We start from the raw sequence: 18198 nt of genomic DNA on the forward strand, positions 1-18198 counted from the left end.
TCATCCCCCTTGATGTGTATTGACCTCACAGACGTGCTCCAACGAACCGCCACCCTTCTGCAGTTGCTCCCTGATCGCCGCCGCCTCCTCCGCCGTGCGGATCACCACGATCAGCTGGCAGCGATCCGGATCCTTGCTGGTGATCAACAGCTGCCGCGTCCAGCCCACCGCCGTCCCGTCGGCAAGCGGCACCACGCCGAAGCCCGTGGTCTCGGCGACAAGCAAAGGCGCATCCGGATCGGACTGCAGTTGCAGCACGCCCAACCGGTACGAGACCGCGGTCGTTCCCCCTTGCACCACACGGATCTGGGTGCATGCCGCCAGCGCGATGCAGGCAGGCACGATCAAGGCCCGCGCCATGAGGCGCGAGCGTGCGTCGCGAAGGTCGAGCAAGGCATTCCCCCTGATGGAATGGCCGCGGTCGAATAACACAGGATTTGCTAGAAGGACGTGAAGCCGGGCATGGCCTAGGAATTATTCTGATCCGGTGACGTGGATCGCCCTGCGGGCACTTGCACCAGACTGACTCCAACGGTGCCGAGCCGAGGCCTCTATCTATTCGGGCGTGGCGCGTGGATCATCGGCGGCGCGGCGCCTGCGGCTTCGCCGGGACGCCAGTAAGGACGGTGGACGCATGGACAACAAGGAAAGGCTCGTCATGAAATCGAATCGCCGCATTTTTCCCTGCGCACTCGCGCTCGCCTGCCTGCTCGCCGGGCCCGCGGCCCGATTGCAGGCGCAAGAGTCGGACGCCGGCAGTCCCCCGGAAGGCGGCCTGTGCCAGGCCGGCGAGAACGTGGTGTTTGCCTGCTCCTCGGGACGGAAACAGATCGCCGTGTGCGCGACCCCGGGCGACGACTCGTCGATCGGCGCGCTGAGCTACCGCTACGGCAGCAACCGCAACCTGGAAGTGAACATCCCTACCGAGCCGGTGCCACCGCGGGCCTTCGCCAGCGGCAACCGTGTGAGCGACAACGCCGGCGGCAACCTCACCTACCTGCGCATGAACTATGGCAGCACCAGCTATACCGTCTTCTCGGAAACGACCAGCCCCGGCGGCTACGAACGCAACGGCGTGCTGGTGGAGAACCGTGGCCACACCGAGCTGCACGAGTGCGACGGCCAGGCCGACGCCGGAGGCCTGTCGGATCAGAAGCTGATCGGCAAGGCGGTACCGGTCGACGATCGGGTGCCGACGGGATTTGCCACCTACCAGCAGTAAATATACGCAAGAACCTGCACGTAATCGCGCCTGCCTTAGGCCATAGAAGAAGCTAATGGGCTTGCGCCCATCAGCTCCCCACATTAATCCCAAGAAGCACGCAGATGCACATCTGAATATGCCGTTCCACCGAGCCTGCTGAACACCATCACGTAATACTGCTGAGCCTGCCTGACAGAATTCGGTTTGCATTGCTCGATATTGCCCATTTGCTGACTGCCACAAACATGTGCCAGCTGAGTAATCATGGGCTTGGGATTGCCGGAAATATTCATAAACATAATCAGGTCAACGTCCCCGGTTCCGCCAGCAGTAGTGACTTGCGGGTTCTTCGCTCCCTGTGGAATATCCACCTTGAAGAATTTCGCACCACTGAAAAACGTCGAATCCCCTCCTTTTGAGGAAATGGTCCAGGGCTCCTTGTTGCGGAGATCGCCCTCCACGCGAACCGGATCGAGACCCGCCGCATAAGCAGATCCGACCACCATCAGTCCCGCTGCGACCGGAAGAAGACTGCATCGGATTTTCATTAGCTTTCCGCTCCTTGACGTTGGTGTGGCCTGATCATATGCACCAGCTCGCCGCCGAGTCCGGCATGCCAGACAATTCAAGACAACCTCAGAATGAAAAGACACTCACCGAACTGCGCCTCGTCAGCACCGGTGGGCTGATCGAGATGCGACATATCCGCTGGCGTAACTGATACGGCTGACAGAGCCGTCGTGCTTATCCTGATCTGCACTGATTGGCGAAGCGGAAAATCAGGTACCGCCCAGCGCAGCCAGGCGCCGGCATTCTTCTGCGAGCGTCACCAGATGCGCATCGCCCTCGCGCCTGCGCAGCATCAGCAAGGTGATGATCTGCTGCGAGGTATACGGCGGCACCAGCGGGATCAAACGCACGCGCGGGTTGAAGGACTCCATCCGCCCCGGCAGCAGGCTGTAGCCGACGCCGCCGCTGATCAGGTTGGTGAGCGAGAAGATGTCGCCCACGCGCATCGCCACCTGCGGCTCATAGCCTGCCCGCCGAAAAGCCTGCTGGAAGCTCGCCGCGGTGGCGAAGTCGTCTTCCAGGCAGACGAACTTCTCGTTGCGCACCTCGGCAAGGTCGAGCGAAGTGCGTCGCGCATAAGGCGAGTCGGCGGGCACGGCGAAGAAGATGCTGTCCTCGAACAAGGGCACGGCGCGCAGCTGGTCGTCGTCCACCGGTTCGCTGAGCGCTATCACGATGGCATCGAGGCGGCCTTCGCGCAGCTGTTCCAACAATAGCCGGTTGGAGCCGAGGGTCAGGTCGATATCCAAGGCCGAGTTGCGCAGCTTCATGCGCACCAGCAGGGGCGGCATGGTGCGGGTGGTCAGCGAGTAGAGCGAGCCCACTTTCAGGCGCGGCGTGGACAGGCCGGCGATCTCGCGCGCACGGCGCACGCCCTCTTCCGCCTCATGCAGTGCACGCTGCGCATGTTCCGCCAGCGCATAGGCCGTCTGCAGCGGAATCAGCTTGCGCCCGTCGAGCTTGAACAGCGGACACCCCACCGCCTGCTCCAGCGAATGCAGCGCCCGGTGCACGCTGACCACGCTATAGGACAGCCGCTCCGACACCTTGGGCATGTTGCCCAGCTGCATGAAGGCCAGGAATACCTCGAGCTTCTTCAGGGTGAAGCCATCGTCGATGGCCATGCTGCCTCCCAGCCCACGGAATCATTAGCCTGAAGCTAATGAAATTACCCTTGGCTTGATTGAAGCGCAACCGGACGCCACCTAGAGTCGCCCTCGCCTTTTCCGCGAGAGCCCATCGATGACGGCCCCCTCCGCAGCCCCCGCACGCTGGACTACCCGGCGCACCGAGAAGCAGCGCCGCCTCGCCGCCGTGAGCGACCTGGCCCGCGGCAACCAGTTGCCCACCGCGCGCCTGACCGAGGCACTGGAACGATTGATCAGTCCCGGCGACCGCGTGGTGCTGGAGGGCAACAACCAGAAGCAGGCGGATTTCCTCTCGCGCGCGCTGGCCCAGGCCGACCCGGCCAGGCTGCACGACCTGCACATGATCATCCCCAGCGTCAGCCGCGCCGAACACCTGGACCTGTTCGAGCGCGGCATCGCGCGCAAGCTGGATTTCGCTTTCGCCGGCGCGCAGAGCCTGCGTATCTCGCAGTGCCTGGAAGACGGGCTGTTGGAGATCGGCGCGATCCATACGTACATCGAGCTGTATGCGCGGCTCTATGTCGACCTCTCGCCGAACGTGGTGCTGGTGGCGGCCTACAGCGCCGACCGCGAGGGCAATCTCTACACCGGCCCCAGCACCGAGGACACCCCTGCGCTGGTGGAGGCGGCGGCGTTCCGCGACGGCATCGTGATCGCCCAGGTCAACCAGATCGTCGACGAACTGCCGCGCGTGGACATTCCCGGCTCCTGGGTGGACTTCGTGGTGCCGGCGGACAAGCCGTTCTTCATCGAGCCGCTGTTCACCCGCGATCCGCGGCTGATCACGCCGATTCAGATCCTGATGGCGATGATGGCGATCCGCGGCATCTACGAACGCCACCAGGTGCAGTCGCTCAACCACGGCATCGGTTTCAACACCGCCGCGATCGAACTGATCCTGCCGACCTACGGCGAACGCCTGGGGCTGAAAGGCAAGATCTGCCGGCACTGGGCGCTCAATCCGCATCCCACCCTGATCCCGGCGATCGAAAGCGGCTGGGTGGAAAGCGTGCACTGCTTCGGCGGCGAGCTGGGCATGGAGGCCTATGTCGCCGCGCGGCCGGATGTGTTCTTCACCGGGCGCGACGGCTCGTTGCGCTCCAACCGGTTGCTGTCGCAGCTGGCGGGTCAATACGCGGTCGACCTGTTCATCGGCTCCACCTTGCAGATGGATGGCCTGGGCAACTCCTCGACGGTGACGCGCGGCCGCCTCACCGGCTTCGGCGGCGCGCCGAACATGGGCCACGATCCGCGCGGCCGCCGCCATGCCACGCCGGCCTGGCTGGACCTGATCCGCAGCGACGATCCGCTGGAGCGCGGCCGCAAGCTGGTGGTGCAGGTGGTGGAAACCTTCCAGGCGGGCGGCAAGCCCAGCGTGGTCGAATCGCTGGACGCCGTCGCGGTGGGCCGTGGCGCCGGCATGCCGCTGGCGCCGGTGATGATCTACGGCGACGACGTCACCCATGTGCTCACCGAGGAAGGCATTGCCTATCTGTACAAGGCCGATTCGATCGAGCAGCGCAAGGCGATGATCGCGGCGGTGTCGGGCGTGACGCCGATCGGCCTGGAAAGCGATGCGCGGGCCCTGGCGCAGTTCCGCCGCGACGGGCTGGTCGCGCTGCCGGAAGACCTGGGCATCCACCCCGGCGAAGCCGATCGCTCGCTGCTCGCGGCGAAGAACATGGCCGAGCTGGTTGTCTGGTCGGATGGACTCTATCAACCGCCTGCGCGCTATCGGAGCTGGTAATGGAGATGGCCATCCGGATGTCCACCGCGCTCCCGCGGCAAAACGCCAAAGTGCAATGCGCCGCCTGGCTGGCCGGTCAGGTCACCGGCGCGCTGATCGACGAAGTTATGCTCGCGCCCAAGCCCGGCCTGGTCGATCCGCGCCACCGCGGTGCTCATGACGATATGCATTGGCAGTTGCTATGCCGTTCGGCGCAGGCCTTGCGGCCGGGCTTCGAGGCGATGGCAGTGGCCGGCTATCGGCAACCGGCAAGCATCGCGCTGCGCGAACGCATCGGCGCGCTCGGCCGCGAGGCGGAAGCCGCGATGCTGACGGCGACCGGCGGCGTGAATACGCATCGCGGAGCGATCTGGGCGCTGGGCTTATTGGCCGTCGCCGCCGCGCAGGTGCCGGACGATCTCGCTCCCGCCTCCATCGCCGCACGCGCCTGCCTGTTGGCGCGCATTCCCGATGGCGCAGCTCCCGCATGCACTGACCACCCTGGCGAACGCGCCTGCCGGCGCTACGGCGTCGGCGGTGCGCGCGGCCAGGCGCAGGCCGGCTTTCCGCATGTCGTCGAAGCTGGCGTACCGACCTTGCGCAACACGCGCGCGAACGGCGGCAGCGAACACGCCGCACGCCTCGACGCCTTGCTCGCCATCATGGCCACGCTCGACGACACCTGCGTGCTGTCGCGCGGCGGACCGGATGCGCTCGAGGCCATGCAGGCCGGCGCTCGCCGCGCCCTCGCCCATGGCTGCGCCACCTTGCCCGGCCGGCGCGAGCTGCGCCGCCTCGACCGCGAACTGCTGGCCCGCCGCGTCTCTCCCGGCGGTGCCGCCGACCTCCTTGCCGCCAGCCTGCTGCTGGACCGCATTTCCCGCTCCTGAGAGGACTGCCCATGCAAACCCTCGCCTTCACCTTCCCTGCCGCAGCGCCGCCACGCGGCCGCGCCCTGGCCGGCGTGGTCGCCTCGGGCGATCTCGAAGTGCTGCTCGAACCGGCCTCCGATGCACGCATCACTATCGAGGTCACCACCTCGGTGGAAGGCATGGAGCGCACCTGGGCCGCCTTGTTCGCGCGCCTGTTCGCCGAACCGACGCGACCGGCGGTGCACCTGCAGATCAACGATTTCGGCGCCACGCCGGGCGTGGTGGGCCTGCGCATCGCGCAGGCATTCGATGCCGTGGCGCAGGAGGACTGAACGATGGATGCGCAACGCCTGCTCGCCCGCAACAGCTTTACCGAACTCAATGCCCGCGCGCGAGCGCGCGCACTGCTCGATCCGGGCAGCTTCCGCGAATTGATCGATCCGTTCGAGCGGCTGAGCTCGCCGTGGCTGCCGCGGCAAGGCATCGTCACCCAGGCCGACGACGGGCTGGTGGTGGCGCGCGGTTTGCTCGACGGCGCCCCTGCCGTGGTGCTGGCGATCGAGGGTGCATTCCAGGGCGGCAGCATGGGCGAAGTGTCGGCGGCGAAGATCGCCGGCAGCCTTGAATTGGCCGCCGAGGACAACGCCCGCGGCATTCCCACCCGCGCCGCGATCGTGTTCGAGACCGGCGGCGTGCGCCTGCAGGAAGCCAACCTCGGCCTGGCGGGCATCGCCGAGATCCAGGCCGCGATGGTCGACCTGCGCCGCTACCAGCCCGTGGTCGGCATCGTCGCCGGGCCGGTCGGTTGCTATGGCGGCATGTCGATTGCCGCCGGCTTGTGCAGCTACCTGCTGGTCACGCGCGAGGCGCGCCTGGGCCTCAACGGTCCTGCAGTGATCGAGCAGGAAGCGGGTGTCGGCGAATTCGACTCGCGCGACCGCGCGACGATCTGGGGCCTGACCGGCGGCGAGCAGCGCTACCGCAGTGGACTGGCCGATCGTTACGTGGAAGACGATGCGGCGGATCTTCGCCAGGCCCTGCTCGACTGCATGCGCGAAGGGCGCCCCGGGCGCTGCCGCAGCGAGCGCACCGAGGCTTTCCTTGCGTCGCTGGCGAAGATCGACGGCACGCGTCCCGCCACGCCCGCTGACGTCGCCACCGCCTACGGCAAGGAGTTGCGCGCATGAACATGTCCAGCCAACGCGGCACCGTGTGGTGGCAGGCCTTGACCGGCGGCGCCGACGCGCTCGCCGGCTACGCGCCGTCGCTGCGCGTCGCCGACGCAGCGCTCGGCAACGAGCATGCGCGCTACATCGCCATCGTGCCCGATCCGCACAACCCCTTCCCGCGCGCCCGCAACGGCGAGACCGGATTGATCGAAGGCTGGTCGCTGGCCAGGGCCGTGCGCGAGGCCGTCGAGGCCGATCGCGAACGCGAGATCCGCCGCCCGATCGTCGCGGTGGTCGACACGCCCAGCCAGGCCTATGGCCGCAACGAAGAAGCCTATGGCATCCACCAGGCCCTGGCCGCCGCGGCGGATGCCTACGCCACGGCACGGTTGCACGGCCATCCGGTGATCGCGCTGCTGGTCGGCAAGGCCATGTCCGGCGCCTTCCTTGCCCACGGCTACCAGGCCAACCGCCTGATCGCGCTGGACGATGCGCAGGTGATGGTGCACGCGATGGGCCGCGATGCCGCCGCGCGCATCACCCTGCGCAGCGTCGACGAGCTGGACGCACTCGCCGCCGACATCCCGCCGATGGCCTATGACATCCACAGCTATGCCGCACTCGGCCTGCTGTGGAAACTCCTTCCCGTCGCCAAGCCGGGCGAACCCGGCGCGGATGCCATCGCCAGCGTGACCGGTGCGCTGCGCGAAGCCGTCGCCGATATCCGCAACGACGCCTCCCGCGGCCTGGAGAGCCGCCTGCGCGGCCCGCTGCGCGCAGCCTCGGCCGAAGTCCGCACCCGCCTGCGCGCACAGTGGCGCTAGCGCTTCGTCTCTCACTCATGGCGCGCCATGGCGCGTGGAGGTGCTTGTGATCGTCTACGGAACCACCTTGCTCGCCCTGTGTTACCTGATCGGCCTGTTCCTAGGCGAAGCGCTCGGCCGCCTGATCGGCGTGGGCACCAATGTCGGCGGCGTCGGCATCGCCATGCTGTTGCTCATCGCGGCGCGCATCTATCTGCATCGACGCGGCGTCATGCCCCGGGAAACCGAAGCCGGCGTCGGCTACTGGGGCGCGATGTACATCCCCGTGGTGGTGGCCATGGCCGCGCAGCAGGACGTGGTCGCCGCGCTGCGCGGTGGCCCCGTGGCGCTGATGGCCGCGGTCGGCGCGGTGCTGGTCTGCGGCGGCTGCATCGCCCTGCTCACGCGCATGGGCCGCGACGACACCTCGCTGCCCGAACCCACCGCCGAACAATTGCTGAGCTGAGGACACGCCCATGATCGAGATGCTGGACAAGATGCTCAACAAGAACGGGCTGGTCGCGGCCTTCGCCATGGTCGGCCTGGTGATGTGGCTGTCCGTGCTGCTGTCGCGCAAGCTCACCTTCGGGCGCGTGCACGGCTCGGCCATCGCCATCCTGATCGGCCTGCTGCTGGCCTACTGGGGCGGCACGCAGACCGGCGGGCAGCATGGGCTGGCCGATCTCTCGCAGTTCGCCGGCATCGGCCTGATGGGCGGCGCGATGCTGCGCGACTTCGCCATCGTCGCCACCGCGTTCGAGGTGCAGGTGGACGAAGCGCGCAAGGCCGGCCTGATCGGCGCGGTCTCGCTGCTGCTGGGCACCTTGCTGCCCTTCATCGTGGGCGCCTCGATCGCGCATGCCATGGGCTATCGCGATGCGGTGAGCATGACCACCATCGGCGCCGGCGCGGTCACCTATATCGTCGGGCCGGTCACCGGCGCGGCGATCGGCGCGAGCTCCGACGTGATGGCGCTGAGCATCGCCACCGGATTGGTCAAGGCGATCATCGTGATGATCTTCACGCCGGTGGCCGCGCGCGCACTGGGCTTGTCCACGCCGCGCTCGGCGATGATCTTCGGCGGACTCGCCGGCACGGTAAGCGGCGTGAGCGCGGGCCTGGCGGCCACCGACCGGCGCCTGGTGCCGTACGGGGCGCTGATCGCCACCTTCCATACCGGACTTGGCTGCCTGCTGGGGCCGTCCGTGCTGTTCCTGGTCACCAAAGCGCTGGTGGGCTGAAGGCATGGCGGCCAGCCCGCACGCGCAGTCGGCACGGGCGGCGGCGGACGCGCCGCGTCCGCACGATCTGCTGTGGGCGCGCGGCGTGGCCGATGCCCTGCACGGCGGCTCGCCGCTGCCCGCATGGGCCGACGCGGCATGGCTGGCGGTCGCGCCGATGGTGGTGCGCCGCGAACAGGCGCCGCCGGGATACGTGCCGGTGGGCCTGCGCGGCAGCGATCGCCACCAGCGTCACGCGGCGTATCTGGCGGAGGCGGCGATCACGCGCCGTACGCCGCCGGAAGTGCTGGCGCGCACCCGCGCCTGGGAGCCGTGGGGCGACGCCGCCGGCCACGCCTGCCGCTGCGCCTTGCGCACACTCGCTCCGCAACTCGACGCACTGCCGTGGGCCTGGGGCATTACCGGCGGCGCGGGCTTCGCCATGTCCAGCGGCCTGCCGGTGCTGCGCGAGAGCAGCGACCTGGATCTGCTGCTGCGCATTCCGCGCGCGCCCGATCCGGCGGAACTTCGGCAAGCATCGCACCTGTTCGATGGATTGCCGCTGCGGGCAGACGTGCAGATCGACACCGGCACCGGCGGCTTCGCCCTCGCCGAATGGCTGCGCGGCGGCCCGGTGCTGCTCAAGACCGACCGCGGTCCGCGCCTGGTCGCCGATCCCTGGGCTATCGTCGCGCCATGAGCGTGCTGTTCACCTTCCCCGGCCAAGGGGCGCAGCGGCCGGGCATGCTGCATCGGCTGCCCGATAAGGCGATCGTGCGCGAAACGCTGGATGAGACGGCTGCGGTGCTCGGCCGATCCATCGACGCGCTCGACGACGACACCAGCCTGCGCTCCACCGAAGCCGTGCAGTTGTGCCTGCTGGTCGCGGGCGTCGCGGCATCGCGCGCACTCGCCGCGATGGGTGCACGGCCGGGCATGGTGTGCGGCCTCTCGGTGGGTGCGTTTCCCGCTGCGGTGGTGGCCGGCGCGCTGGAGTTCGCCGATGCCGTGCGCCTGGTCGCCTTGCGCGGACGCCTGATGGAGCAGGCCTTCCCGCATGGCTACGGCATGACGGCAATCGACGGACTCATGCCGGCCATGCTGGAGTCCCTGCTGGCCGACGTGCGCAGCGAGGGCTTGCCGGTCTATCTGGCCAACCTCAACAGCGACACCCAACTGGTCATCGCCGGCAGCGACGAAGCGATGGCCATCGCCAGCGGGCGCGCCCGCGAACGCGGTGCACGGCGCAGCCATCGCCTGCGCATGAGCGTGCCTTCGCACTGCGCTTTGCTCGATGCCCCCGCCGCCAACTACGCGCACGCCTTCGATCATGTGGCGCTGCGCCCTCCGCGCGTCACTTATCTCAGCAGCAGCCTGGCTCGACCGCTGTTCCGCCCCGAAGACATCGCCGCGGACCTGGCCCGCAACATGGCTCGTCAGGTGCTATGGCGCGACAGCATGCGCGCGGCGTGGGAGCGCGGCGCTCGGCTGGCGGTGGAAATGCCGCCGGGCAGGAGCTTGACCCGATTGGCCCAGGGCAGCTTCGATGGCATTGCGCTGGCGGTGGATGGCAACCGCCTGGATGGTATCGCTGCCGCGATGGCGGCAGCCGAAGCAGAATAGTGGCGCCGTGCCTCGCCGGTCACTCCGACGAGCGCACGACGCCCATCATCACCGCCGCTCGCCCGGCCACAATGGGCGGCCTGACGGAAACATGCGGCTCAGTAAGTCCAGGTCGCCATCAAAACCACGCCGGAATAAGCCTTTCTCCCACGCACCTGCACGAAATAGGTTCCTGCGGCTGGAGACATGCTCCCGTTGTAGCTGCAAGTCTCGTTATTGTCTGCGAGTTTCAAACGGCAATCCGAGTCGAATGAAGTGGGTAGTGCCTCATGCTTGACGTAAAGATCGGCATTCCCCTTGCCTCCGCTGATGGAGATGTTGAGGGTTCTGGCGCCAGGCGGAACGGCGATTTTGTAGTTCTTTACGCTACGCCTGCCGCCGCTCTTGATGGCCACCGGCTCGCCGTTCGCAAGCTCCTCGATTTCTTCGCTGCTCAAGCCGACATCGGCGAACGCCGCAGTCACGTCGAGTTTTCGATAACCCTTGACCCTCGCAGCGTTCTCCACGCCATTGACCGCTTCCTCGGCGGAATCCAGTGGCGTCCAGAGAACCTTGTTGGCCAGATAAAAAACCTCGAACGCCTTCCTGGTATCCCAGCCGTCGGTCTTGGCCAGCAGACAGAATGCCTTGTTGAATACGCCGGCCGCCTGATGCGGGGTCAGGTCTGGGGAGTAATCCTTCATGTGGTCGATCGATTTGCCATCCCTGGTCGGATTGCACATATGGCGCAGCGCGTCATCCTTGGCTTCGAAGATCTCTGCTCCGACGAGGAAGTCGTTTGATCCGCGCGAATAGAATTCTGCCGCCTCACCCGCCATGTCGGAGAATGCCTCGGCGACAGCAGCGGCAGCCCCCTCTACTTCTTGATGAGCCGGAATCTTCCCCAAACCATAAGGACGAGGGAAATATAGATAAGGGCGAGGGAAATATAGATTGGTGTGCTTCTCGGTGAAGCCGTGACTGATCTCGTGGGCGATCAGATCAAGCACCGCGGGCGCATACCGGCCATTCCCGTCCTTCCCAAGGTGCACCGCCTCACCATCCCAGCCGGAGGTGCCGTCGGGCACGCTGGAATTGGCCACTATCTTTACCGGCAGGTCGACCGGCGGCTCGCCAAACCAGGTCCGATACATGTCGACCACCACCCCGGCGTAGTGATGAGCATTGTTCGCCGCAGCGAGATAAGAGGGGCTATACGGGCAAGCAAACTTCTGAGGACCTGGCCGGCCGAATTCGTTCAAGCCATAGGTCACCACATACTTGTTCTTCAGCCAGCAGTTCTTCCTGTCCTGCGTGACTGCGAGGGCCGGATACTCCCGTCCATAGGTGTACAGGCCCACCCTCGGATTTCCGCCGACACCTCTGGCCAAAGTGATGTCCCCTTTGATCCATTGCCAGTCGTTGTACGTTCCCGTGTTGTCAGCGTCCCTGGCCAGCCCCTGCCATTCCTTGATGATCTCCCCTGTATTGGCATCGACGATGGCCATGGGCCGGGAGATAGCCGGTACGTCGATATTGAAATAGACCAGGTAGGCAAGCCGCGCACGCTCACTGTCATCGACGTAAATATGCAGCTTGGCACCAGCGCTGCGGGGTGCCATGGGCGGCAGAACGGCAGAGAATGTCGCCTGCGCCGAACTTTCATCCAGGCGCGGCTTTACCGAGGCCAAGTCGCTTCCGGCATGCTGTAGCAGTCTTCCATCCGCCCTGATCCTTCCATCCGCCTTCCGTTCGACGGCGAGGGTGAAACCGTATATGGGCACTCCCTTGTAGTGCTGCTGCATGCGTACTACCTGCGTGCCCTGCGTGGCCTGGATCGAGGCAGCGGCCTTGAAAGTATTACCGGGACCAAGGCCGAGTTTCGCCGGCAGATCTTCGACAGGCGTCTTGCCGAGGACGACTCCGCGAACATTCTGCACATGAGCCGCCTCGGCCGTCGTCACCCCCGCGAGAAGCAGCATGCGGATCAGATATGAATTTCGATGCCTCATGAAACGCCCCTCCATGACGTGGATTGACGTCCACGCCCCGCATTGGATGGATTTTCAGCTGGCGAATCACCGTACCGGCTGACTCAGGACAGGCCTGCCCGGTACTGCCGTTGGGTTCTGCGCTGCCAGAGAATGTTCGTCGTGGCAGCCTGTCCGAAAAGACCTCTGGGCCTGCACACGAGCTGGAGCTGGCGATGACGTCTCATGTCACGCTGGCAGCATCATCATAAGAAGGCATCGAGCCGGGCGTGCATCTCTATCGAATGACAAATGTTCCCGTTTGGCGCGTCTGCATCCGGACGGCAGCCGACATATCGCGCAGTGGACGACAAGCATGCTCCATGCAGCCGCGGCGAATTTCGATAGGACAGACCAGTATGAGCGCGACCATCCGAGCTACCGAAGGACGGCTGCGCTTGCCGCATCCACAAAAGAAAAAAGCCGGTGAGCGCATCGCGCCCACCGGCCCTCCGTTCAACCGACCGCTTCGCTCAAGGCCACAGGTGCAGTGAGCGAAGCCCGCCTATCAAGGCGTCCAGGTCGCCTTCAGCGTCACGCCCGAGAAGGACGTGTAGCCGCGCAGCATCACGTAGTACGTGCCCGTCGACGGCGTGCTGAAGCTGCAGCTCTCGTTGTTGCCGTTGAGGTACGGACGGCAGTTGTAGCTGGACGTGGTCGGCGCGGAGCCGAACTTCACGTACAGATCCGAGTCGCCGCTGCCGCCGGAGATGGCGATCTTCAGGTTACGCGCACCGGCCGGGATCGCCACGGTATAGTTGAGCTGCGCACCGGTGGCGCCCGACAGGCCGGTGACCGGCACGCCGTTCTGCAACACGGTACCGCCACCGCCGCCACCCGAGCAGCTCACGCCCACGGCGGTGAACGCCGCGGTCACGTCCGCCTTGGTGTAGCCCTTGTCGACCGCGGCCTTCTCCACGCCGCAGGCGCCGTCCTTGTAGTCCGAGGTCGCGGTCCAGTACACCGCGTTGGCGCCTTCGAACACCTCGAACGCCTTGCGCGTATTCCAGCCGCTGGTCTTGGCCAGCACGCAGAACGCCTTGTTGTAGACGCCGCTGGAGTAGTGGACGTCCAGGCCATCGTAGTAGTCGGCCGCGTTGTCGATCGAGGAGCCGTCCTGGGTCGGATTGCACATGTAGCGCAGCGCGCCGCTGCTGGACTTGAAGATCTCCGCGCCGACCAGGAAGTCGTTGCTGCCGTTGCGGTCGAAGTACTCCGCCGCCTCGCCGGCCATGTCGGAGAAGGCCTCGTTCATGCCGCCGGACTGGCCGCTGTACTCCAGGTTGGAGTGCTGCTCGGTGAAGCCGTGGCTGATCTCATGGCCGGTCACGTCCAGCGACACCAGCGGATAGAACGTGCTGGCGCCGTCGCCGAAGGTCATCGAGCTGCCGTCCCAGAAGGCGTTCTCGTAGCTGTTGCCGTAGTGCACCTTCATCACCAGCACCTGGTTGAGCGGCGGAGCGCCGAACCAGCTCTGATACAGGTCATGCACCACGCCGCCGAAGTGGTGCGCGTCGTTGATCGGCGCATAGGCGCCATTGACGTCCGCCTCGTCGCTGTTCGAGCAGGTGAAGCTCCACAGCGTGCCCGTGCCGCTGGTGGCGTGGTTCATGTTGTAGGTCTTCACGTTCGCGTTCTGGAACGTGCAGGTGCTGCCGGACTGGGTGACGTTGAGATAGGGAAACTGCGTGCCGTTGTACTGGTACATGCCGGTCTTGGCGTTGCCGCCGGGACCGGTGGCATTGGCATTGGTCAGGCCTTCCCACTGCTTGATCACCTGCCCGGTGTTCGCGTCGACGATGGCGGTCGGACGCGTCGGATTCGGGCTGTCGACCACGTACGAGGTCAGATACACCAGCCGCGCGCGGCCGCTCGCATCGGGATACACGTACAGGTCGGCGCGCTCGTTGCGCGGGGCCGAGGCCGTGGTCGGCAGGAAGCCCTTGGTCGCGCGCAGCGCGGACAAGGCCTGCGTGGTGCTCAGGCGCGGCGCCACCGAACCCAGGTCCACCTGCACGTTCTGCAGCACGGCGCCGTCGGCGGTCAGCGCATTGCCGGCCACGTCCTGCTCGACCGCGATGCTGCGGCCGTAGACCGGCACGCCCTTGTAGTACTGCTGCATGCGCACCACCTGCGTGCCGCGCACCGTCTTGGCCGCGCCCTGCGCGACGAAGCTGTTGTCGGCACTCAGGCCGAGCTTCGCGGCGAGCTGGTTGCCCGGCGTGACGCCCAGGCTCTGCGCCTGCAGTTTCTTCATATCCGCCGCATGCACGCTGGTGGCGCCGATCAGCCCCATCACGGCCAGCCACAGACATGCACGCTTATGCCCCATCTTTGCACTATTCATTTGCGGTGTTCTCCAAAGGGTTATGGGAAACCACCGGGCAGCGCGAAACACTCCCCAAAACAGGAACGTCTGCTTGCAAAATCAATTGTGAGAAGCAAGCCGTCCCCATTCCTGCCTGTCGAAGAAACAGGCAAGAACCTACGCCGCACCGGCGATGCGCTTCTGTGCAAACGAGTTACTTGAGATAGCCGCCGAGCCCCTATTCGACGGCGGGGCGACGCTATCACGGGGGTTGGTCAATGAAACGTGACAATCTGCGGTTTACGCAAAGAAGTGCGAACTGGGTTGTGAATCTTGCGAAGGGCGGGAGCGAGAACTTGCACCGCGATGCATGCGCCGACAAAGCATGCGGGAAAAGCGCATTTCAGGCGATTTTCTTCGCCATAAATCGATTCAATTAAATCGACGCGAACGGCGGTAACCGATTACGCCTATCCTGCAATCGTGCTCCCGCTCGTTCTCGCGTAGTCCACACGCGCATCACCAGAACGAATCGACTATCCCCCGCGTATTCCAAATGAAAGGGAGTACCGCCATGGAACCGATCCTGATCATGCGCACCGCGGTCGTGCTGCTGGCCGTGGCCGCCGCGGGCGGCCTCGCCATGGCCGGCATCCGTTTCGCCGGCAAGCCGCATCCGCCCACCTGGATGGCCATGGGTCACGGCTTCATCGCCGGTGCCGCGGTGACCTTGCTGGTCTACGCATATTTCACCGTCGGCCTGCCGACCTTGGCGCAATTCGCACTGGTGCTGTTCGTGCTCGCGGCGATCGGCGGCGTGGTGCTGAACCTCAATTACCACTGGAAGCAACTGCCCTTGCCCAAGGGGCTGATGATCGTGCATGCCCTGGTGGCAGTGATCGGCTTCGTGCTGCTGCTGATCGCCGCCTGGACCTGACCGGCCGGCGCTACGGCCGCTTCAGGCGCCGGGTTTTCGAACGGGCCACGGCCATTCATACATAACGCGAAGCGGCCATCGTCACCACGGCGATCATCAGCAGTGCGGCCGCGATGCGATGCCCGATGACGATGCGTGGCGGCAAGGCTGCCGCCTGGCCGTCGCCCCGCCCCTTTCTCAAGGCGCCGCCCACCACGATCACCTGCACGGCCAGCGCCGCGAGTGCGCTCAGCGCGCCGATCATCAGGCTGCGTTCCACCGGACCGACCGCCCCCGCGTGCACGACATGCCACAGATAACCGCCGGTGAGCACCGCGACCGCGGCCGCGCCCATCTGCGGCCGGAACAGGCGCCGGGTTTCGCTGCCGCCGGTGCGCGCCAGCGCAGCGGTGCTGCCCGCCCAGAACACGGCGGCCAGAACGTGCAGGGATATGGCTACCATCAGTACGTACTGCATGATCCGGCTCCTGCGAGGGTGAGTAGACGGGTGGCCGCATTGACTATACAAGTTGTATATACAAAGACAAGAGGTGACCATGTCCACGCGCTCTTACACCAGCCATGTCCGCTCGGCCGCTGCCGCCGAGAAGCGCGAGCGCGCGATCCAGGCCGCCGCCGCCTTCCTGCGCGAGTCGGGCAGCGCCGCGAGCTTCTCGCTGGATACGGTCGCCAAGCTCGCGGGAGTGACCCGGCTGACGCTGTACAACCAGTTCGGTTCGCGGCGCGGCCTGCTGGAAGCGGTATTCGACGACATCGCTCAGCGCGGGCGGCTGGTGCGCCTGAAGGACGTCGCCATGCAAGCCGACCCGCGACAGGGCCTGGACCAGATGATCGGGATCTTCTGCGAGTTCTGGAGCCACGACGCCGCGGTGGAGCGGCTGCACGAGGCGATGGTGCTAGATCCTGAATTCGCCCAGGCCTTGATCGAACGCAATGAGCGGCGGCGCGGGCTGGTCCGCGGGCTGGTCGAGCGCATCGTGCCGAAGTCGGCGGGCGCCGCGGCAAAACGCGACGTCGTCGACCTGATCTTCGCCATGACCAGCATGGCGATGTACCGCATGCTGTCGCAGCGGCGATCGGCCAAGGCGGTGGAGGCGCTGATCCGCTCCACCGTCCACGCCGCGCTGGACCGGCTGGCGGAGTGATATCGCGCTTAGCGGACGTTGATCAGATAGAGCGCATACGCTCCGATCGCGACGCCGAGAAACTGGCTCAGGATCAACAGCCAGCCCCAGGCCCGGTCTTCTTTCAACAACCGCGCGCAGATGGCATACGGCCCCAGCTCCTGTCCCCACGCCTTCCGGTACTTGAAGACGATCGACCAGCTGAGCAGGCCGCTGACGCCCAGCAGGAGAGGCACGAGGACAGGCAGTTTCATGAGGCGGATCGACTCGCGATGACAGGCTTCAGTGCCGCTCGCCGCGCCACGCGATGGCAGCGGCCGGCGAGCGGATTCGCAATGAAGTGTGCGGCCAGGCGCCGCGCTGTCAACCGCAAATATTTGCCGCAAGAAACGGTGCGATACACGCAACCGGCATGCTCACTGCACCGGATGGATCTGCGTAAAGATCACCTTCCACTGGCCATTGCGCTTCGCCCACACATCGACGAAACGCCCGCGGAAAGTAAATTCCTTGCCGTCGCTGCTGCCCTTCGCATCCACCATGCCGGCCAGCACGGCGCCATCCCCCCACACCTTGCTCACCTGGTCGTAGATGCGGACCGAAAGAGTCTTGTTGCCGGGCTTGGTCTGGTCGGCGATGAATTGCGCCTTGGTCAGGTTCTTGCCGGCGGTGTCGGCCAGTGTGTAGTCGTCGGCGAGGACCCGTTCGAGTTCCGCCTTGTCCGCCTTGAATTGCGCGACGTCGTAGGCCGTGGCGGCGGCGGCGAGGTCTTTCGGCAAGTTGCTGTAGTCGCCGAAGTTGTTTGCCTGGACCGACGTGGCGATCAGTGCAACGCCGAGCGCGACCAATCCGAGTAATGAACGCATAGCTCCTCCAAAGTGGATGTTCACGTGCACGAAAGCCGGGAATCGGGGCAGCAAGGCGGGCATTGGACACCTCGCCTGTCACCGGCGCCTATGGGCCAGAAGTCAGAGCAGCCATCCTGTGTCGCCCGGATAAAAGGCCGGATTTGCGCAAGTACCGGCGCTAACATGCGCAGCCAAGGGGACCAGCGGAGACGACGATGTGGAAGCGGGTAGTCGGCTACGGAGCGCTGCTGGCGGCAGGAACGCTCGCCCTGCAGTGGCTGGACTACCAGCGCCTGGCGCGGATGCACCCGGGCGACATCTATCTGTTCCTGGTCGCGGCCGCCTTCCTGGTGCTGGGCATCGTCGTGGGCGCCAAGATCTTCGCCGCGCCGGCAGCGCCCACCTTCGACGGCAACCCCAAGGCTCAGACCGCGCTGGGGCTGAGCGGGCGCGAGCTGGAAGTACTGCATGAACTGGCGGCCGGCCACTCCAACAAGGAGATCGCCGCGCACCTCCACGTCTCGCCGAACACGATCAAGACCCACGTGGCGCGGCTGTTCGAGAAGCTCGGCGCCAAGCGGCGCACCGACGCCATCCGGCGGGCGCGCGAGCTGGGGATCGTGCCCTGAGACCGGAT

At 65.9% G+C, this 18198-nt stretch carries 21 protein-coding genes; 13 read left to right on the forward strand and 8 right to left on the reverse strand.

Annotation, left to right across the window (positions count from 1 at the left end):
* Positions 1-393 carry a hypothetical protein gene (locus tag BM172_RS03025; protein WP_035322471.1) on the reverse strand — a complete coding sequence of 131 codons (393 nt, stop codon included), beginning with the start codon at positions 391-393 and terminating at the stop codon, positions 1-3.
* A 265-nt stretch (positions 394-658) separates the two neighbouring features.
* On the opposite strand from BM172_RS03025, the gene BM172_RS03030 reads away from it, so the two are divergent.
* Positions 659-1222: a hypothetical protein gene (locus BM172_RS03030; protein ID WP_026634061.1), complete on the forward strand. Its 564-nt coding sequence runs from the start codon at positions 659-661 to the stop codon at positions 1220-1222.
* 83 nt (positions 1223-1305) lie between these two features.
* Here the strand turns inward: BM172_RS03030 and BM172_RS22045 are convergent, their stop codons facing one another.
* Both BM172_RS22045 and BM172_RS03035 read right to left on the reverse strand, forming a co-directional pair.
* Complete coding sequence (locus BM172_RS22045) at positions 1306-1752, reverse strand: PPC domain-containing protein (protein ID WP_143096438.1); 447 nt, start codon at positions 1750-1752, stop codon at positions 1306-1308.
* Positions 1753-1983: 231 nt separating this feature from the next.
* Positions 1984-2898: a LysR family transcriptional regulator gene (locus BM172_RS03035; protein ID WP_026634060.1), complete on the reverse strand. Its 915-nt coding sequence runs from the start codon at positions 2896-2898 to the stop codon at positions 1984-1986.
* Positions 2899-3016: 118 nt separating this feature from the next.
* On the opposite strand from BM172_RS03035, the gene mdcA reads away from it, so the two are divergent.
* Genes mdcA through mdcH form a run of 9 tightly spaced genes read left to right on the forward strand, consistent with a single transcriptional unit; the run spans position 3017 to position 10335 of the window.
* Positions 3017-4669, forward strand: a complete 1653-nt coding sequence (gene mdcA / locus BM172_RS03040; protein WP_026634059.1) for a malonate decarboxylase subunit alpha — start codon at positions 3017-3019, stop codon at positions 4667-4669.
* Positions 4670-4686: 17 nt separating this feature from the next.
* Entirely contained in the window at positions 4687-5538 is an 852-nt protein-coding gene (locus BM172_RS03045; RefSeq protein WP_026634058.1) for a triphosphoribosyl-dephospho-CoA synthase, read from the forward strand.
* Positions 5539-5549: 11 nt separating this feature from the next.
* Positions 5550-5852, forward strand: coding sequence for a malonate decarboxylase subunit delta (locus BM172_RS03050; protein ID WP_026634057.1), 303 nt, complete (start codon positions 5550-5552; stop codon positions 5850-5852).
* A 3-nt stretch (positions 5853-5855) separates the two neighbouring features.
* The gene (locus BM172_RS03055; protein WP_026634056.1) at positions 5856-6707 is read left to right on the forward strand and encodes a biotin-independent malonate decarboxylase subunit beta; all 852 of its coding nucleotides are present in this window, start codon (positions 5856-5858) and stop codon (positions 6705-6707) included.
* Positions 6704-7513: a biotin-independent malonate decarboxylase subunit gamma gene (mdcE, locus tag BM172_RS03060; protein ID WP_035322467.1), complete on the forward strand. Its 810-nt coding sequence runs from the start codon at positions 6704-6706 to the stop codon at positions 7511-7513. Before BM172_RS03055 ends, mdcE begins: the two co-directional genes overlap by 4 nt.
* A 46-nt stretch (positions 7514-7559) precedes the next feature.
* On the forward strand, positions 7560-7958 hold the full coding sequence (madL, locus tag BM172_RS03065) for a malonate transporter subunit MadL (protein ID WP_026634054.1): 399 nt from the start codon (positions 7560-7562) through the stop codon (positions 7956-7958).
* A 10-nt stretch (positions 7959-7968) separates the two neighbouring features.
* Positions 7969-8733: a malonate transporter subunit MadM gene (gene madM / locus BM172_RS03070; RefSeq protein ID WP_026634053.1), complete on the forward strand. Its 765-nt coding sequence runs from the start codon at positions 7969-7971 to the stop codon at positions 8731-8733.
* A gap of 4 nt (positions 8734-8737) precedes the next feature.
* Positions 8738-9412: a malonate decarboxylase holo-ACP synthase gene (locus BM172_RS03075; protein WP_035322465.1), complete on the forward strand. Its 675-nt coding sequence runs from the start codon at positions 8738-8740 to the stop codon at positions 9410-9412.
* Entirely contained in the window at positions 9409-10335 is a 927-nt protein-coding gene (gene mdcH / locus BM172_RS03080; RefSeq protein ID WP_026634051.1) for a malonate decarboxylase subunit epsilon, read from the forward strand. Before BM172_RS03075 ends, mdcH begins: the two co-directional genes overlap by 4 nt.
* A gap of 98 nt (positions 10336-10433) precedes the next feature.
* Here mdcH and BM172_RS03085 read toward each other — a convergent pair whose 3' ends face one another.
* Both BM172_RS03085 and BM172_RS03090 read right to left on the reverse strand, forming a co-directional pair.
* Positions 10434-12326: a M4 family metallopeptidase gene (locus BM172_RS03085; protein WP_177218772.1), complete on the reverse strand. Its 1893-nt coding sequence runs from the start codon at positions 12324-12326 to the stop codon at positions 10434-10436.
* A 526-nt stretch (positions 12327-12852) separates the two neighbouring features.
* Positions 12853-14691, reverse strand: coding sequence for a M4 family metallopeptidase (locus BM172_RS03090; RefSeq protein WP_245778720.1), 1839 nt, complete (start codon positions 14689-14691; stop codon positions 12853-12855).
* Positions 14692-15226: 535 nt separating this feature from the next.
* Between BM172_RS03090 and BM172_RS03095 the strand changes: the two genes are divergently transcribed.
* Positions 15227-15589, forward strand: coding sequence for a hypothetical protein (locus tag BM172_RS03095; protein WP_026634050.1), 363 nt, complete (start codon positions 15227-15229; stop codon positions 15587-15589).
* Between the two features lie 55 nt (positions 15590-15644).
* Here BM172_RS03095 and BM172_RS03100 read toward each other — a convergent pair whose 3' ends face one another.
* The gene (locus BM172_RS03100) at positions 15645-16046 is read right to left on the reverse strand and encodes a hypothetical protein (protein ID WP_026634049.1); all 402 of its coding nucleotides are present in this window, start codon (positions 16044-16046) and stop codon (positions 15645-15647) included.
* 79 nt (positions 16047-16125) lie between these two features.
* Here BM172_RS03100 and BM172_RS03105 point away from each other — a divergent pair, with 79 nt between their 5' ends.
* Positions 16126-16734, forward strand: coding sequence for a TetR/AcrR family transcriptional regulator (locus BM172_RS03105; RefSeq protein WP_026634048.1), 609 nt, complete (start codon positions 16126-16128; stop codon positions 16732-16734).
* Between the two features lie 8 nt (positions 16735-16742).
* On the opposite strand, the gene BM172_RS03110 is transcribed toward BM172_RS03105, so the two are convergent.
* Both BM172_RS03110 and BM172_RS03115 read right to left on the reverse strand, forming a co-directional pair.
* Entirely contained in the window at positions 16743-16967 is a 225-nt protein-coding gene (locus BM172_RS03110; RefSeq protein WP_026634047.1) for a hypothetical protein, read from the reverse strand.
* 162 nt (positions 16968-17129) lie between these two features.
* Positions 17130-17642 carry a nuclear transport factor 2 family protein gene (locus tag BM172_RS03115; protein ID WP_081805043.1) on the reverse strand — a complete coding sequence of 171 codons (513 nt, stop codon included), beginning with the start codon at positions 17640-17642 and terminating at the stop codon, positions 17130-17132.
* A 134-nt stretch (positions 17643-17776) separates the two neighbouring features.
* On the opposite strand from BM172_RS03115, the gene BM172_RS22860 reads away from it, so the two are divergent.
* Positions 17777-18190 (forward strand): response regulator transcription factor, encoded by a 414-nt coding sequence (locus BM172_RS22860; protein WP_026634045.1) that lies wholly within the window; start codon positions 17777-17779, stop codon positions 18188-18190.
* Positions 18191-18198: the final 8 nt, after the last annotated feature.

Source organism: Dyella marensis (assembly GCF_900112865.1).
Lineage (GTDB): Bacteria > Pseudomonadota > Gammaproteobacteria > Xanthomonadales > Rhodanobacteraceae > Dyella_D > Dyella_D marensis_A.

What these genes read in the sequence shown, in the direction of transcription:
- mdcH (WP_026634051.1), top strand. Translation starts at nt 9,409, where the DNA reads ATGAGCGTGCTGTTCACCTTCCCCGGCCAAGGGGCGCAGCGGCCGGGC.
- BM172_RS03090 (WP_245778720.1), bottom strand. Translation starts at nt 14,691, where the DNA reads ATGAATAGTGCAAAGATGGGGCATAAGCGTGCATGTCTGTGGCTGGCC.
- BM172_RS03050 (WP_026634057.1), top strand. Translation starts at nt 5,550, where the DNA reads ATGCAAACCCTCGCCTTCACCTTCCCTGCCGCAGCGCCGCCACGCGGC.
- madM (WP_026634053.1), top strand. Translation starts at nt 7,969, where the DNA reads ATGATCGAGATGCTGGACAAGATGCTCAACAAGAACGGGCTGGTCGCG.
- BM172_RS03030 (WP_026634061.1), top strand. Translation starts at nt 659, where the DNA reads ATGAAATCGAATCGCCGCATTTTTCCCTGCGCACTCGCGCTCGCCTGC.
- BM172_RS03045 (WP_026634058.1), top strand. Translation starts at nt 4,687, where the DNA reads ATGTCCACCGCGCTCCCGCGGCAAAACGCCAAAGTGCAATGCGCCGCC.
- BM172_RS03095 (WP_026634050.1), top strand. Translation starts at nt 15,227, where the DNA reads ATGGAACCGATCCTGATCATGCGCACCGCGGTCGTGCTGCTGGCCGTG.
- BM172_RS03085 (WP_177218772.1), bottom strand. Translation starts at nt 12,326, where the DNA reads ATGAGGCATCGAAATTCATATCTGATCCGCATGCTGCTTCTCGCGGGG.
- BM172_RS03035 (WP_026634060.1), bottom strand. Translation starts at nt 2,898, where the DNA reads ATGGCCATCGACGATGGCTTCACCCTGAAGAAGCTCGAGGTATTCCTG.
- BM172_RS03115 (WP_081805043.1), bottom strand. Translation starts at nt 17,642, where the DNA reads ATGCCCGCCTTGCTGCCCCGATTCCCGGCTTTCGTGCACGTGAACATC.
- BM172_RS03110 (WP_026634047.1), bottom strand. Translation starts at nt 16,967, where the DNA reads ATGAAACTGCCTGTCCTCGTGCCTCTCCTGCTGGGCGTCAGCGGCCTG.
- BM172_RS22045 (WP_143096438.1), bottom strand. Translation starts at nt 1,752, where the DNA reads ATGAAAATCCGATGCAGTCTTCTTCCGGTCGCAGCGGGACTGATGGTG.
- mdcA (WP_026634059.1), top strand. Translation starts at nt 3,017, where the DNA reads ATGACGGCCCCCTCCGCAGCCCCCGCACGCTGGACTACCCGGCGCACC.
- BM172_RS03075 (WP_035322465.1), top strand. Translation starts at nt 8,738, where the DNA reads ATGGCGGCCAGCCCGCACGCGCAGTCGGCACGGGCGGCGGCGGACGCG.
- BM172_RS03100 (WP_026634049.1), bottom strand. Translation starts at nt 16,046, where the DNA reads ATGCAGTACGTACTGATGGTAGCCATATCCCTGCACGTTCTGGCCGCC.
- BM172_RS03105 (WP_026634048.1), top strand. Translation starts at nt 16,126, where the DNA reads ATGTCCACGCGCTCTTACACCAGCCATGTCCGCTCGGCCGCTGCCGCC.
- mdcE (WP_035322467.1), top strand. Translation starts at nt 6,704, where the DNA reads ATGAACATGTCCAGCCAACGCGGCACCGTGTGGTGGCAGGCCTTGACC.
- BM172_RS22860 (WP_026634045.1), top strand. Translation starts at nt 17,777, where the DNA reads ATGTGGAAGCGGGTAGTCGGCTACGGAGCGCTGCTGGCGGCAGGAACG.
- BM172_RS03055 (WP_026634056.1), top strand. Translation starts at nt 5,856, where the DNA reads ATGGATGCGCAACGCCTGCTCGCCCGCAACAGCTTTACCGAACTCAAT.